Raw genomic sequence first — 16161 nt, 5'->3', positions numbered from 1 at the left:
TTTATGATTCGTTGTTAGTCGTTTTTTGTGCTGAAGATAGTTAGCAAAAATTACACAGATACGACAGAGTTCTCATCAAAGGAAATTGGTGATGTTACGTAAGCATCGGCGTTCCAATCATTTTCCCATTTTTCATCGTCTAATAAATATCGAAATTGATATTCTGCATCAGCTGGAAGATCTACGGTTGAAGAGAAAGAACCATTTTTCAGTTTCTTCATAGGAGCCGTAGCAGTATCCCAATCATTAAAGTCGCCCACTAAACGCACTGTCTCAGCATTCTTAGCTTCTTCCTTCGATAATTTGAAAGTTACTTTACACACTGGTTTCGATTTAAGATATTGTTTTTTGAAGCTCATAAGCTCCTCCTTTAGGTAATTAAATTACATTAATAGACTATTAATGCAGCAATATTACAGTTTTAATCTAATTTTGTGAAATATAATTACACCATTTCCCGATTTAATCAGTGCAATCTAAGTGGATACGCCCTCATAAGGTGCGAAATTAAGCTCCCGCTTAAATTTTGTGCACTGATTTGGCGTGAAATCACCTTTTTAAACGGTTTACCTGCTATTTATAAGTTATTAACTCATATATTGTGCCAATTTTCCTTAATCTAGATCAACAAGTATACAATCATCGTTGATTACAAAATTCATTGTCTTGACCAACATAATTTACTGCTTGATGTAACTACCGAAATTCAGATTAAACGATGGGTAATTATAGACTCATATTGTTTGGATTTTGTAGTTTCGAGGGGGAAATTTTTAGTTTAATGATGTGCAAAATGGCAAGTAAAAACAGCTGAAGTCTGTTTCTAATTGGAGATGAAATTATCTGCAGTTTCGCCCTTGCTAAGTATTAAAGCAGATAAAAAAAACGATCCTAAAAGGATCGTTTTTATATGTATATGAGGTATTTTTAAATTAATAGAAGCTTATTTTTGCTTCAATACCAAAGATACGTGGTTGGTTCATAATTCCAGTTAGGTTATTGAAATCTATTGCACCTTTTACATTATCTTCATCGGTAATATTTCTACCGAAAAGTGCGATAGTGTAGTTGTTTTGGTAGTTCTCATAACCAATACGCAGTCCACCTTCGTAATTACTATCGGTGGTGAATTCAACTGAATCATATAGGAATAAACTGGTTTCACCTTGGAAGGCCCAATCTGTGAATACAAATAATTCGCCATCATCGCCGATTGGTGCAGCGTATCTTGCGGTGAAGTTGAAAATTGTTTCAGGCGCTTGTGGGAAAGGGTTGCCATCGATGCTTGCGGCATAACCATCAGGACGTGGATCAAATACGGTGCAATTTCCTGTGAATGCAAAATCAGCATTGGCGCCACATGGTAGGATAGTCAAACCACTATCTTGAATTTCTGTGTGGTTATAACTGTAGCCTGCAGTTAATGTTAGATAGTCTGTTACCAAATATTCCACATCAATTTCGAAACCATATCCGACACCTTTGTCAGCATTGATCAGCGCAGTCGTATTTGCACCACCGCCAATTGCACTTAATTGCATGTCGTCAATTTCATAGTAAAAAGCAGCGGCATTGATGCGTAAGGTATTATCTAACAGGTCTTTTTTGATACCCAATTCAGCAGAATTAATGGTTTCTGCTTCTGCAACTGAAGGACTTGCTTCAAATGCAACATCGCGGCCTTGTATGGTTTGCGCTCTAAAACCATTCGCTAGTCGAGCAAACACTGAGGTGTCGTTATCTAGCTTATAATTTGCGCTTAGTTCCCAGCTTAATTGTCCATCATCAACATTGATGTCTTCGTACTCTTGGATTGATGCAGCACCAATTACTAACGCGAAGCCGTCAACATTCTGTTCGCCAACGATCAAAGATTTTTCATCATAGGTATAGCGAAGACCACCAGTTACCTCTAATTTTTGGTTAACTTGATAAGAGGTTTGACCAAAAACAGCCCAAGTCGTGTTTTCATGATAGACGGTGGTCGCGCCGTAAAATCCATCTATACTGGTTACGTTAAAAGATGAATCATAATAAAATGCGCCCACTTGCCAACTCATCGCTTCATCTGTTTCACTGGCTAGGCGAATTTCTTGAGTTAACTGTTCTAAATCATCCAACTTATCTTGTGTAACTGCAGAAAACGCAATGTTACCAGGGAAAGTGGTTTCTTCAGTACCATCACCATTTATATCTGCTGGTTCGTTTAATACTACACCACCATCAATATCACCTAAGCTATAACCTTCAGCTTGTTCGTATGCGGTAATGCTGGTTAAAGACATATTTTCAAGCGCAAATTCTAATTTTAGAGAGGCCCCATAATTGTTGTACTCTTGCGGATTATTGTCAGCACCATTACCATCAATATCGCCATCATAGTAAAGCACGTCACGATCATAATTTTCGTTTAGGTCGTTGCTACCTTTGGTAAATATGTTGGCGCGGAATATAGACGCTGTGCCATCTAACTCTCTGCCGTGAACGTTTAATAAGGCAGAAAAGTCTTCATTTGGTGAGAAGAGTAGTTGTCCACGCCAAGCTTTTTCATCGAAACCACCCATGGCGTCATTTTCGCCAGTATAGGCATTATCAATCCAATCGTCACGATTCTGCGATAAAACTGAAAAACGACCTGAAAGGTTATCGGTTAGACCACCGCCAACAGCACCTTCGAAGTTTAACGTACCTAAATTGCCGACTCCTAATTTCATATAAGCATCGAAGTCTTCAGTGGGCTTCACTGAATCAAATTTTACAATGCCGGCGGTGGTATTTCTACCAAATAGGGTGCCTTGCGGTCCTCGTATTACTTCTACTTGCGAAACATCAAATAATGGGAAGCTTTTTAATATGACGTTTTCTTTTACAACATCATCCATCACAATAGAAACAGGTTGAGATGCGGCTAAATCGAAATCTGAATTCCCCAATCCGCGAATATAAAACCGTGGAGCAACACGACCGTTAGATGTCTCGGCATATAGTCCAGGTACTCTCACTGCTAGTGCAATGATATCTTCACCACCGGAAAAGATACTTTCAAAACGTTCACCGTTTAATGTAGCAATTGAGATTGGAACATCTTGAATACTTTGCGTGCGTTTTTGTGCCGTCACGGTGATTTTTTCCAAACTACGCTCTGCGGCAACGGTATCTTGCTCTTGAGCGAAACTTAATTGGCTAAATAAGGCCGATTGTATGCACAGTGCAATCACTGTTTTATTAAGTGTTTTCATTATATTACCAAGTTGTTAATTTAAATTAGTTGTGTGTTTATCCTTTTGCTTTTTAACCTTGAGAAGAGATAAAAAGCGGATATATTTTTAGAATTGGGTCATGTTTTAAGCTGCAAACATTATTTGGGCGCTAGTGTAATTTTATATTCCAACAGAATCCAATATTTATAGCTCAGATACGACCAATGCTTTAAAGATAGTCATAAATGCCGACATTATTCGGTTATTTTTCAGATTTTTCGTTTGTTATTTAGCGAGTTCGAATTTAACTATAAGTACGAAAGAATTTTTTGCGATATTGACTCGGAGATAAACCGGTTAGTGAGTTGAACAATCGTGTGAAAGAGCGAGGATCTTCATAACCTACTTTTGTCACTATGGCTTCCAACGAAGAGTTCTCGGTTTCTAACAGTTTCTTAGCCGCTTCGACGCGAATGGATTGCAAATATGAAAAAGGAGTTTGCTCTGTGGCAATTTTGAAACGTCGCAAAAAGGTACGATTGGTTAGGCTAACTTGATTCGCCAGTTGGTCTAATGAAATAGGTTGATGATAGTTACTTTCTAACCACTCTTGCGCACGCAAAATCTCAGCATCTTGATGATATTTTTTACTTCTTAATTGCGCGTAAGCGGCTTGATTTCCCCGAGAAATATCTAACACATGGGCTTTAGCTGTATTGGTAGCCACATCATGGCCGCAATATCGCTCAATCAATAGCAGGGTTAGATCGAACCAAGCCATGCCGCCACCGGAACAGTAAATATTACCATCTTGTGTAATGAGTTTGTTCGACAACAAATCAACTTGTGGGTAACGCTTAGCAAATGTCTCAGCATATCCCCAGTGTGTTGTCGCTTTTTTATTATTCAAAATGCCTGCTTCGGCGAGAAAAAAAGCGCCGCTACAATTACTGGCAATATCAGTTCCTTTGCTATTGAAATATTGTAAAAAAGGTAGCAGGTTACGATTTGCTGACAACACCTCTTCGAGTTTTCCGCCTATAGTTGGGATGATTAATATGTCAGTTTGGTCAACATCTTCAATGGCTACTTGGCTCTTTAAAGTGAGGTGGTTGATGCATTCAATATCACGTTTTCCCACTGAAGCTAGCTGAACATTAAAAATTCGTTCAGGGGGTTTGCCTTGCATCCGTTGCCAAGTCACACCCGCTAACGCAAATATATCTAATGCGCCTGTTATTGCACTGGCATAAGCATGTTCATAACCTAAAATGGTGACATTGTGCACGTTAAAATGACTCTATATAAGTTGGGTTTTTAAAAGCTTATCACGATTATGAATGTGTGGCGATATTAGCCATAAAAGAGTCAATAATGACAGTTAGCGTACAGGTCTAAATATGTGATGCTAGGTGCATGATCTAACTAAGGATGCACCTAATGAATGATGAATTAATCCACCCTAAAGAATTACCGTTTCAATTATATGAAGTGCTTGATATTGAATCGTTATTGCAACGTGAACGTTTTGCTGAACACAATAAAGAAACCTTCGATGCCATTTTAGCAACAGCTAACAAAATCGCTTCTGAGAAGTTTGCCACCCATAATGCTATTGCCGATGCAGATGAACCCAAATTTGACGGCACAACAGTGCATATGATCCCACAAGTTAAAGAGGCATTTGATGCTTATAACGAGGCGGGATTCATGGCTGGACGTTATGATTTTGAAGAAGGTGGAATGCAGCTTCCTGAAACCATAATGATGGCAACCTCTGGCTACTTTATGGCGGCTAACCCATCGACTTCAGGGTATGCCTTCTTAACCGTCGCCGCAGCCAATGTGATTGGTAATTTTGCTTCAGAATCGTTAAAGCAACAATTTATGCCAAGAATGCTCAGTGGCGAATTCACCGGCACAATGGCATTAACCGAACCCCACGCGGGTTCTTCACTGGCAGACATACGAACTAGTGCGGTTAAAGCCGAAGATGGTAGTTACCGTATTAAAGGCAGTAAATTATATATCTCTGCCGGTGAACATCAGTTATCTAACAATATTGTACATTTAGTGTTAGCCAAAATTCAGGGCGCTCCTGCTGGCGTTAAAGGTATTTCACTGTTTGTTGTACCTAAATATCGCTTAGATGAAGCGGGCGAGCCAAGTACTAAAAATGACGTTGCATTGGCCGGATTGATTCACAAAATGGGCTATCGCGGCACAACCTCTACCGCATTGAGTTTCGGTGAAAATGGGGATTGTCATGGGTATTTGTTAGGGGAAGCTCATCAAGGGCTTAAGTACATGTTCTTGATGATGAACGAGGCGCGAATCGGTGTTGGTTTTGGGGCCGCTATGATTGGTTATAGTGGCTATCAATATTCTTTAGCTTACGCAAAAGATCGCACTCAAGGCCGTATTCCTCCAAATAATGCACCTACAGATCCGGCGACCGAAATTATTAATCATGGTGACGTCAAACGTATGTTATTGGCCCAAAAAGCCTACGTTGAAGGTGCAATGTCCCTTTGTTTATATGCCGCTAGGTTAGTGGATGATGTGAAAACGTTGGAATCTGCAGAACAAAGAAAAGTGACTGAAGAGCTGTTGGATCTGCTCACGCCTGTGGTTAAAGCATGGCCATCTGAGTTTGGCGTGAAGGCAAATGATTTAGCTATTCAAGTCTTAGGAGGAGCAGGCTATACACGAGAATACCCAGTCGAACAGTGCTGGCGTGACAATCGCCTTAACCCTATCCATGAAGGGACCAATGGTATTCAAGCCTTAGATCTGCTCACACGCAAGTTGTGGCAAGCAAATGGCGCAGGTTTAAACACATTGCAAACCCGCATACTGGCAGATTTTAACACTGCGACGGGAGAGAACTGTGCTCCTTTAGTGAAATCCACTTTGGACTATATGGCAAAAATGCAACCGCTAATTCCGGTGCTTGGAGAAGCATTGCGAAATGAAAAGCTGCCTAATTTATTGGCTAATGCCCAATGTTTCATGAATGTATTTTCGAGCATTGTGATGAGCTGGATTTGGATCCGTCAAGCAAACGTGGCGGAAAAAGCATTGGCAGAGTGCAAAGCTGAAGATAAGTCATATTACCTTGGCAAAATTCAAGCGGCAAAATATTACATCAATTGGGAACTCCCTTTGATAGATAGAGACTTAAAACTACTTCAAGCATTCGACAGTAGTTGCAGCGATATGCAACCCGAATGGTTTTAATCACAAAGAAATGGAAACAACAATTATGAAAAGCAGACAATTTCTTTTAGCTTCACGTCCGGTAGGGACGCCAACGGCAGCAAACTGGGATTTTGTGAAAACAGAATTACCCACACTTGGAGACAATCAGATAAAGGTAAAAGTCCTGTATATTTCTCTCGATCCCGCCATGCGTGGTTGGATGAATGAAGGTAAATCCTACATTCCTCCAGTTGGTATTGGCGAAGTCATGCGAGCCGGTGGTGTCGGTGAAGTGCTCGAATCAACTGATCCTAATTTTAGCGCTGGAGACTTTGTATACGGCGGTTTTGGTGTGACCGATTTCGCCGTTATTTCAACTCAGGGCGTGTATAAAGTTGATCCCAATTTAGCACCGTTAGAGCGCTATTTAGGTGTGCTAGGCATGCCGGGTATGACTGCATATTTTGGTATTTTGGACACCGGTCAGCCTAAAGCTGGCGAAACTGTTGTGGTTTCAGGTGCTGCTGGCGCTGTAGGCACTGTTGTTGGACAAATCGCAAAAATCAAAGGTTGTCGAGTGGTAGGTATTGCCGGCGGTGAAGATAAATGTCGTTATTTGATTGATGAATTAGGGTTTGACGGTGTCGTTGATTATAAAAATTCAGACGTTAAAAAAGCCTTAAAAGAGCAGTGCCCAGATGGTGTTGATGTGTTTTTTGATAACGTCGGTGGCGACATTCTCGATGACGTATTAACTCAGATAAACATGAAAGCCAGAATTGTTATTTGTGGCGCAATCAGTCAATACAACAACACTACAGCAGTTAAAGGCCCTTCAAATTACTTAACATTATTAGTCAATCGAGCTCGTATGGAAGGCATTGTGGTGTTTGATAATATTGAAAATTACGGCAAAGCAGCAGCTGAAATGTCAGGTTGGATCGCTGATGGTAAACTGATTGCCAAAGAACACGTAGTAGAAGGATTAGAAACTTTTCCTGATACCTTACTGATGCTTTTCAGAGGGGAAAATTTTGGTAAGTTGGTGATTAAGGTGGACCATACATCATGAAAGCTGCAGACGTAGAAAATAAACATATAGTGGTTACAGGCGGGGCATCAGGGATTGGCGCTAAAACTACCGAGTTATTGGCGTCTCGGGGAGCTAAAGTGTTTTTTGGCGATCGTAATGTCGAGGGTGGAAAGGCCCTGAGTGAAGCGCTACAAGCGCAGGGATACGCTGTAGAGTTTTTTGCATTAGATGTTACTCAAAATGATTCTGTTAAAGCCTTTTACGCAGCAGCCATCGCTAAATTTGGACAAATTAATGTGGCCCTCAATAACGCTGGTGTCGACCATACACCGGCACGCATGTTGGATGTTCCAGATGAAGAGTTTCATCGCAATATTGCAATCAATTTGACAGGCGTCTGGTACTGCATGAAACAAGCTATTCAGCATATGCTGGAAGTGGGTGGTGGCCATGTAATTAATTTGGCCTCAGTCGCTGGAGTATCGGGGGCACCGACTATATCCGCTTATGGCGCATCGAAACATGGTGTGATTGGACTGACTAAATCAGTCGCTATTGAGTATGCTCGGGCCAATATTCGGGTTAATGCGGTATGTCCTAGTTTTGTTAAAACACCCATGGTTGAAACTGTGTTGGCGAATTTTAATGAAAAGCAACAGAACTCTCTGATTGGTGCTAACCCAATGAAACGCCTTGGTGAAGCAGAAGAAATTGCCTATGCAATAGCATGGCTGTGCAGTGATGAATCAAGCTTCATGACAGGCCATTCAATGGTGTTAGATGGCGGATTAACTGCTTAATTAAATTATCCTTAGGCTCTTAGTCGTAAGGGCAATTAATTTCCAGAGCGCTTAAATGCAAAGCTCTTTATTTACAGGAACAAAAAATGAACAAAAATTTATTCGATTTAACTGGGAAAGTGGCATTAGTAACAGGTGCTAGTAGAGGCATCGGAGAGTCGATTGCACGATTACTCGCTGCTTATGGCGCTGAGGTGATTGTTTCAAGCCGTAAAATTGATGGTTGTGAAGCCGTTGCCCAGAGCATTCGCGATAATGGCGGTAAAGCCCATGCTATGGCTTGCCACGTTGGCGAAATAGCACAAATAGATGCTACCTTTGCGCAAATCAAAGAACAGTTTGGTCAACTAGATATTTTGGTGAATAACGCTGCGGCCAATCCCTTTTTCGGACACATTTTAGATACTGATCTTGCCGCCTACGATAAAACTGTAGATGTGAATATTCGCGGTTATTTCTTTATGTCAGTGGCTGCCGGTAAAATGATGAAAGAGCAGGGCGGTGGGGTTATTCTTAATACGGCTTCGGTGAATGCACTTTCGCCAGGCGACATGCAGGGTATTTATTCAATTTCGAAAGCTGCCGTAGTGAGCATGACCAAAGCTTTCGCTAAAGAATGTGGCAGTTTAAATATTCGCGTTAACGCGCTACTTCCAGGTTTAACCGATACTAAGTTTGCATCCGCGTTAACCACTAACGATAAGATCCTAAAACAAGCTCTACAGATTATCCCATTGGGCCGAGTAGCAGATCCTGATGAAATGGCAGGTACTGTTTTGTATTTAGTCTCTGATGCATCAAGTTACACAACCGGCACAACGGTTGTCGTTGATGGTGGTATGATGGCGTAAACACAGCCGTTATTACAGGAAATACCATGCAACATCAGTTAGTGGTTTGCTCCGATATTTTTGGACAAACCGAGTCATTTAAATCGTGGTGCAAACAGATTTTACCTGCGGACTGGCAACTTACCATTGTCAGTCCGTATATCTCTTCGGTGAACTTTACTGATGAAGCCTTGGCTTATTCCGCATTTCAACAGGCTGGCGGAATACAACGTTATACTTTGCGAATTGCGGCAGCTTTGGCTGCTAGCCTCGCGGACAAAACCGTCATAGGCTTTAGTGCTGGGGCAGCTTCACTATATAAGTTGTTGAGTGAAAAAGACTATTCGCAAAGTATCGATAATTTTTATGGTTTTTATCCAGGCCAAATACGTTTTTTTACTAAACTCAAGCCTTCTCTACCAACCCAACTTTATTTTCCCCATAAAGAACCGAATTTCAACATAGATACTGTGATTGACGAATTAGCTATACATGACAATGTGAAGTGCCAAAAGACGGAATTCGAGCATGGTTTTATGAACTTGGCATCAAGGGGATACAATAAAGACGCTGAGCTAATTTTTACGCAAGAAATTAATCAGATATTATCGCTCCAAGCGGCTATTTAACCAACTTGGAACGATAAACATGGTGTAGATGAGGGTTATGCTGTGATTTTTTCAACCAAAGCAATTGCATCGCCAATATAATTTGCGGGTGAAATTTGCTTCAATTCAGTTTTCACATTATTGGGTAAATCTAAATTATCAATAAATTCAGCTATCGCAGCCTGATCGACTTTTTTACCTCGAGTAAGCTCTTTTAACTTCTCATAAGGTTTTTCAATACCATAACGTCGCATTACTGTTTGAATGGGCTCAGCCAACAATTCCCAATTATTGTTAAGCTCGTTAAGCAAACTTTGCTCATTTACCTGTAATTTACTGATCCCTTTCAAAGTAGATTCATATGCAATTACAGAGTAGCCCATACCCACACCGAGATTTCTCAAGACAGTAGAGTCAGTTAAATCACGTTGCCATCTTGAGATAGGTAACTTAGTGGCTAAATGATTAAACATTGCATTGGCTAAACCCAGATTACCTTCAGAGTTTTCAAAATCAATAGGGTTGACTTTATGGGGCATGGTTGAAGAACCAATTTCGCCGGCAATGGTTTTTTGTTTAAAGTGACCTAGGGCAATATATCCCCAAATATCTCGATCGAAGTCGATCAAAATAGTGTTGAAACGGGCCATTGCATCATAAAGCTCAGCAATGTAGTCATGGGGTTCAATTTGAGTTGTGTATTGGTTCCAATTTAGCCCTAGACTTTCCACAAAAGACTGTGAAAAAGCATTCCAGTCTATATCTGGATAAGCACTTATGTGAGCGTTATAGTTACCCACTGCTCCATTGATTTTACCCAAAATAGTGACGTCTTTAATTTGCTCGCGCTGACGTTGTAAACGATGCATGACGTTAGCCATCTCTTTACCCATAGTGGTAGGAGAAGCTGGTTGCCCATGGGTTCTTGCCATCATAGGGATACTTTTATAATCAATGGCTAAGCGTTTAGTCTCAGCAATTAATTTGTCACAGTAAGGCAATATAACTTGTTCTCTTGCTTCACTTAACATTAGTCCATGAGACAAGTTATTGATGTCTTCAGAGGTACAGGCAAAATGAATAAATTCACTGACACTATTTAGCTCTTGGTTATTTTCAACTTTTTCTTTTAAAAAATACTCAACGGCTTTGACATCATGATTGGTTGTTTTTTCAATGGCTTTGATACGCAGGGCATCTTGTTCACAAAAATTATCAACGATATTATTGAGTAAAGTCATCGCTTCCGCTGAAAATGCCGGTACTTCGGTAATTTCGGCGGTGGTAGACAATTTTTGTAACCAGCGTACCTCGACTAGAACACGATATTTTAGCAAACCGTATTCACTGAAATAGTGTCGTAAGGCTGAACTTTTCGAGCCGTAACGGCCATCAACGGGGGAAACTGCAGTTAGTGCAGACAATTCCATGAATTACTCCTATTGAGATTGGTGAATACTGTGTTGTAACGTCAATGCGTTTGTCACAATGCTTTTTCGGTTAAATAAAATTTGTCGTCTTTTACCGCCTAATTGGCGCCATAAAACGGCAGAACGTAGACCACTTAATAAAAGCGCTCGGACTCTATGTTGGTTAGCGTCTTTCTTTAATTGATTAGGGGTGCCGGCTATTTGGATTTTTGCGCCCAAAGGGCTTATTACATCTGAATAAACACTGGCTAAATTACTGATCATTTGTTCATCGAATAAATCTAAATGTAAAGTTTGACGTTGAATTTGCTCTATGCGTTTTGATAGCACATCTAACTTTTTCGATGATTTTTTGAGTTTGCGCTCTAAGCCTAAGATGCTGGCGATATAACGGGTAATTTCAGCGTCTTTTTGCATAGGTGTATTACCTAACTGACCAATTAACGTACCCAGTCCAAGCTTTAAGTTTTCGATACTACCATACACTTCAATTGTGCTTTGGGCATCAGTAAGAACTATGCTATTGATACTTGCCTTGAATGCATCGATGTCGGCTTCGCCTTTTCGGGCTACTGACTGCACTAAGGATGCGGCCTGACATACACCGGCTAAGGCTAAGGTTTTTTCTTTTTCATTGTCTATGTTCAACGCAAATAACTCTCTATAATTCCGCCACCTAGACATTCATCTTGTTGATAAAATACCGCGGATTGCCCAGGTGTCACTGCTTTTTGCGGATCATCAAAAAGCACTTTAATGTGGCCGTTAGGCTGAGGCGTAATAGTACAGGGAATATCTTCCTGACGATAACGTGTTTTTACTGCACAACGTATTTCTTGTTGCGGACCTAAGCGGTCAACCCAATGTAGTTGGTTTGCGATTAAGCCTACAGAGTAAAGGGCTGGGTGATCTGCGCCTTGGCCAACAATTAACACATTACGTTTGACGTCTTTGTCGACGACATACCAAGGTTCATCGCCAAATTCTTTTTTACCACCAATGTGCAAGCCTTTACGCTGACCAAGAGTATGGAACATCAGTCCATCATGTTGACCTATCTCAATACCTTCAGCGGTTTCAATCACGCCAGGTTGAGCAGGTAAATACTGTCCTAAAAAGTCTTTGAACTTTCGTTCACCAATAAAGCAAATACCCGTACTGTCTTTTTTATCGTGAGTAATAAGATCTTGCTGCTCAGCAATTCTGCGTACTTCAGGTTTTTCGATATTGCCAACAGGAAAGAGGGTTTTGGCAATATGTTCTTCCCCTAATGTGTACAGGAAGTAACTTTGGTCTTTATTTGAGTCCAAACCACGCAACATTTTCCAGTGACCATTTCTCATTTCACGGCGCACGTAGTGCCCTGTGGCAATATAGTCAGCACCTAAATCTTCAGCTGCAAACTCTAAAAAAGCTTTAAATTTGATTTCCTTGTTACACATAATATCTGGGTTCGGGGTACGCCCAGCCCGATATTCTTCAAGAAAATATTCAAAAACATTGTCCCAGTATTCGGCAGCAAAATTGATTGTATGTAACTCGATGCCAAGTTTGTCAGCTACTGCTTGCGCATCTGCTAAATCTTCAGCAGCTAAACAATATTCATCACTGTCATCTTCCTCCCAGTTTTTCATAAACAGGCCTTCAACTTGATAACCCTGTTGCTGAAGAAGATAAGCGGCCACAGACGAATCCACACCACCAGACATTCCAACGATGACTTTTATGTTAGCGTTTTGTAAATTTGTGGTCGTGTTCGTATTTGACATATTTGCTGGCGAATTCTTGGCTGCTAAATTGGGCGGCAAGTCTAGCAAAATAAAGCCTTTAGATAAATACGCAGGATTACAAAAAAGAACTAATTTATAACCAAATAATTAAACCATAATGGTTTTCTGAACTCCCTATAAAATCCGATATTTTCCGTTCTCTATGCCGTCAATTGTCCACTGCCCAATTTGATAACGAATAAGGCGTAGAGTGGGGAAACCGACGGCTGCAGTCATTCTTCGAACTTGTCGATTACGCCCTTCAGAAATGGTTAACGATATCCAACTGGTTGGAATATTGGCTCTAAATCTTACCGGCGGTACACGTTCCCATACATCTGGAGGTGGAATTTTTTTAACTAGGGCGGGCATCGTTGGACCATCTTTCAATTCGATGCCTTTACTTAATTTACTAATAGCTTCCGGCGTAATATCACCATCTACCTGTGCCCAATAAGTTTTGGCAGTCTTCTGTTTTGGGTTGGCAATTTGATGTTGCAGTCTACCGTCATTGGTTAATACCAATAAACCTTCACTATCCCGATCTAATCGCCCAGCAGCATAAACATCAGGTACATTTATAAAGTGTTTAAGAGTTTTACGATTTTGCTCATCGGTAAATTGGGTAAGCACATCAAAGGGTTTATTAAATAAAAGTACGGTTCTTTTTTGAGCAGTTGGTTTCTTTTTTATGTGTTTTTTTTGATTCATTTTGAATAACTATTCACTTTTTTATGGTTTTCGTGTGCTTGGATCTAGTAAACGGAGTTTAGCCCATATATCATTGTTTGTTAGCATCTATAACCTTTCGTGATGAACTATTTATTGTCGTTGTACACGAAGACTCAATCTAATTTATGCATAAATAATGTAATAAAATACTGGTTATAATAGCTATATTGATTAGAATCTGTGCTCAAATTTTTAAGTTTTTTGATAAATTTTTTAATTATCAGCGCTTTCGTCTGAGTAATTTGGATTAACCAGGCGGTTACGCCGCCACCACTGAGGTATATAATGACTACATCAAAGTCTAAGATTATTTACACAAAAACTGATGAAGCCCCTGCGTTGGCTACATATTCACTTTTACCCATTGTACGTAAATTTGCTACTGCAGCGGATATAGAAGTTGAAGTGAGTGATATATCGTTAGCTGCCAGGATTTTGGCTATCTTCCCTGACTACCTAACCGATGAGCAAAAAGTCCCTGATGCATTATCTATCTTAGGGGATCTTACCCAGTCACCAGAAACAAATATTATTAAACTGCCGAACATCAGTGCTTCAATCCCTCAATTAAAAGCTGCGATTAAAGAGCTACAAGATAATGGTTTCGCGTTACCTGAATTTCCAGAAAATCCGCAAACAGACGAAGAAAAAGAAATTAGAAACCAATACGGTAAAGTGCTAGGTAGTTCAGTAAACCCAGTACTTCGTGAAGGGAACTCTGATCGTAGAGCACCTACAGCGGTTAAAAACTATGCGAAAAAACATCCTCATTCAATGGGGCCATGGAGCCAAGCTTCTCGCACCCACGTTGCCCACATGCATGGTGGTGATTTCTACTCAGGTGAGAAGTCGGTCACGGTAGAGAAGGCGGGTCATGTTCGTATCGAATTCACCGACACTGCTGGTAATAAAACGACGCTAAAGCCGCGTGTTGATTTACTTGCTGGTGAAGTGATTGACGGCATGTGCATGAGCAAAAAAGCATTGTGTAAATTCTTTGAAGAACAAATTCAAGATGCCAAAGAAACGGGTATTTTGTTTTCTTTACACGTTAAAGCAACCATGATGAAAGTGTCTCACCCAATTGTATTTGGACACTGTGTTAAGGTTTTCTACAAAGAATTGTTCGATAAGTACCAAGACTTGTTTGATGAGCTAGGTGTTAATCCTAACAATGGTCTGGGCAGTGTTTACGATAAAATCGCAACCTTACCTGCTTCTCAGCGTGCCGAAATTGAAAAAGATATTAACCGTTGTTATCAAGACCGTCCGCCGCTAGCGATGGTTAATTCAGACAAAGGTATTTCTAACTTGCACGTACCAAGCGATGTTATTGTTGATGCGTCTATGCCTGCAATGATTCGTAGCTCTGGTCAAATGTGGGGTCCAGATGGAAAACCTCAGGATACTAAGGCTGTTATCCCAGAAAGTACTTATGCAACGATTTATCAAGAAGTGATTAACTTCTGTAAAACTCATGGTGCATTTGATCCAACTACTATGGGTACAGTTCCAAACGTCGGTTTGATGGCGCAAAAAGCTGAAGAATACGGTTCTCACGATAAAACATTTGAAATGACCGGTGACGGTAAAGTACAAATAATCGATCAAGATGACAATGTACTTATCGAGCACGCGGTTGAAGAGGGTGATATCTGGCGTATGTGTCAGGCCAAAGATGCGCCTATTCGCGATTGGGTGAAACTTGCGGTTACTCGTGCAAGACTTTCAGGTATGCCAGCAATTTTTTGGTTAGATGATGAACGTGCTCATGATGTTCAACTAATCAACAAAGTAACTGAGTACTTAAAAGAGCATGATACTGAAGGTTTACACATTGAAATAATGGCGCCAGTTCGTGCTATTCGTTACACCATGGAGCGCGCTATTCGTGGTTTGGATACGATTTCTGTTACCGGCAACGTATTGCGTGACTACCTAACTGACTTATTCCCAATTTTGGAACTAGGTACCAGTGCAAAAATGTTGTCTATCGTGCCACTAATGGCCGGTGGCGGATTGTTTGAAACGGGGGCTGGCGGTTCTGCGCCAAAACACGTTCAACAATTTGTTGAAGAAGGGCATTTGCGTTGGGATTCGTTAGGTGAGTTTCTTGCTATCGCCGTATCTCTTGAAGATTTAGCGATTAAAAATGACAATGGTAAAGCTAAGGTATTGGCAGCAGAGTTAGATAAAGCTACTGAAACCCTACTGAATAATGGTAAGTCACCATTACGTAAAGCGGGACAACTTGATAACCGTGGTAGCCATTTCTACTTGGCTATGTATTGGGCACAAGGGCTTGCTAGCCAAACTGAAGATGCTGAATTGGCAGAGTATTTTGCACCAATTGCAAAAGCATTAAGTGACAATGAAGAAAGTATTGTTGCGGAAATTGATGCAACTCAAGCTAAACCAGCAGATATTGGTGGATATTATTATCCAAATGAAAGCTTAATTACTAAAGCAATGTGTCCAAGCTCTACACTAAATTCAATTATTTCTTAATTGTATTTGGACTTTATCGATCGCATCCATTAGGGGCGGTCGATAAACAA

General features: G+C 40.6%; 13 protein-coding genes. 6 read left to right on the top strand and 7 right to left on the bottom strand.

Annotated elements, in window-relative coordinates; translation table 11 throughout:
* Positions 1-50 precede the first annotated feature (50 nt).
* The 3 genes from ABWV72_RS04710 to ABWV72_RS04700 all read right to left on the bottom strand — a co-directional run bounded on the left by ABWV72_RS04710 (position 51) and on the right by ABWV72_RS04700 (position 4488).
* Positions 51-359, bottom strand: a complete 309-nt coding sequence (locus ABWV72_RS04710) for an isoamylase early set domain-containing protein (protein ID WP_216047508.1) — start codon at positions 357-359, stop codon at positions 51-53.
* Positions 360-932: 573 nt separating this feature from the next.
* Positions 933-3239, bottom strand: coding sequence for a TonB-dependent receptor (locus ABWV72_RS04705; RefSeq protein WP_216047507.1), 2307 nt, complete (start codon positions 3237-3239; stop codon positions 933-935).
* Between the two features lie 265 nt (positions 3240-3504).
* A complete protein-coding gene (locus ABWV72_RS04700) occupies positions 3505-4488 on the bottom strand; it encodes a GlxA family transcriptional regulator (protein WP_353369011.1) in 984 nt (327 codons plus the stop codon).
* 152 nt (positions 4489-4640) lie between these two features.
* Between ABWV72_RS04700 and ABWV72_RS04695 the strand changes: the two genes are divergently transcribed.
* The 5 genes from ABWV72_RS04695 (at position 4641) to ABWV72_RS04675 (ending at position 9693) form a co-directional block, all read left to right on the top strand.
* Complete coding sequence (locus ABWV72_RS04695; RefSeq protein ID WP_353369009.1) at positions 4641-6440, top strand: acyl-CoA dehydrogenase; 1800 nt, start codon at positions 4641-4643, stop codon at positions 6438-6440.
* Positions 6441-6465: 25 nt separating this feature from the next.
* Positions 6466-7473, top strand: a complete 1008-nt coding sequence (locus ABWV72_RS04690; RefSeq protein ID WP_353369007.1) for an NADP-dependent oxidoreductase — start codon at positions 6466-6468, stop codon at positions 7471-7473.
* Complete coding sequence (locus ABWV72_RS04685; RefSeq protein WP_216047503.1) at positions 7470-8234, top strand: SDR family NAD(P)-dependent oxidoreductase; 765 nt, start codon at positions 7470-7472, stop codon at positions 8232-8234. Before ABWV72_RS04690 ends, ABWV72_RS04685 begins: the two co-directional genes overlap by 4 nt.
* A gap of 86 nt (positions 8235-8320) precedes the next feature.
* Entirely contained in the window at positions 8321-9085 is a 765-nt protein-coding gene (locus ABWV72_RS04680; protein ID WP_342804495.1) for an SDR family oxidoreductase, read from the top strand.
* A gap of 26 nt (positions 9086-9111) precedes the next feature.
* A complete protein-coding gene (locus ABWV72_RS04675) occupies positions 9112-9693 on the top strand; it encodes a hypothetical protein (protein WP_216047501.1) in 582 nt (193 codons plus the stop codon).
* A 35-nt stretch (positions 9694-9728) separates the two neighbouring features.
* On the opposite strand, the gene purB is transcribed toward ABWV72_RS04675, so the two are convergent.
* The 4 genes from purB to ABWV72_RS04655 form a co-directional block, all read right to left on the bottom strand.
* Positions 9729-11102: an adenylosuccinate lyase gene (gene purB / locus ABWV72_RS04670; protein WP_342804493.1), complete on the bottom strand. Its 1374-nt coding sequence runs from the start codon at positions 11100-11102 to the stop codon at positions 9729-9731.
* Positions 11103-11111: 9 nt separating this feature from the next.
* The gene (gene hflD / locus ABWV72_RS04665) at positions 11112-11750 is read right to left on the bottom strand and encodes a high frequency lysogenization protein HflD (RefSeq protein ID WP_502902112.1); all 639 of its coding nucleotides are present in this window, start codon (positions 11748-11750) and stop codon (positions 11112-11114) included.
* Positions 11747-12871, bottom strand: a complete 1125-nt coding sequence (gene mnmA / locus ABWV72_RS04660; RefSeq protein WP_216047498.1) for a tRNA 2-thiouridine(34) synthase MnmA — start codon at positions 12869-12871, stop codon at positions 11747-11749. Before mnmA ends, hflD begins: the two co-directional genes overlap by 4 nt.
* Before the next feature lie 135 nt (positions 12872-13006).
* Entirely contained in the window at positions 13007-13582 is a 576-nt protein-coding gene (locus ABWV72_RS04655) for a pseudouridine synthase (RefSeq protein ID WP_216047497.1), read from the bottom strand.
* A 306-nt stretch (positions 13583-13888) separates the two neighbouring features.
* Here ABWV72_RS04655 and ABWV72_RS04650 point away from each other — a divergent pair, with 306 nt between their 5' ends.
* Positions 13889-16111: an NADP-dependent isocitrate dehydrogenase gene (locus ABWV72_RS04650; protein WP_216047496.1), complete on the top strand. Its 2223-nt coding sequence runs from the start codon at positions 13889-13891 to the stop codon at positions 16109-16111.
* The last annotated feature ends 50 nt before the right edge of the window (positions 16112-16161 follow it).

Source organism: Aliiglaciecola sp. NS0011-25 (assembly GCF_040370605.1).
In the GTDB taxonomy this organism is placed as follows: Bacteria; Pseudomonadota; Gammaproteobacteria; order Enterobacterales; family Alteromonadaceae; genus Aliiglaciecola; species Aliiglaciecola lipolytica_A.
This window is presented reverse-complemented; position numbering and strand designations above follow the sequence as displayed.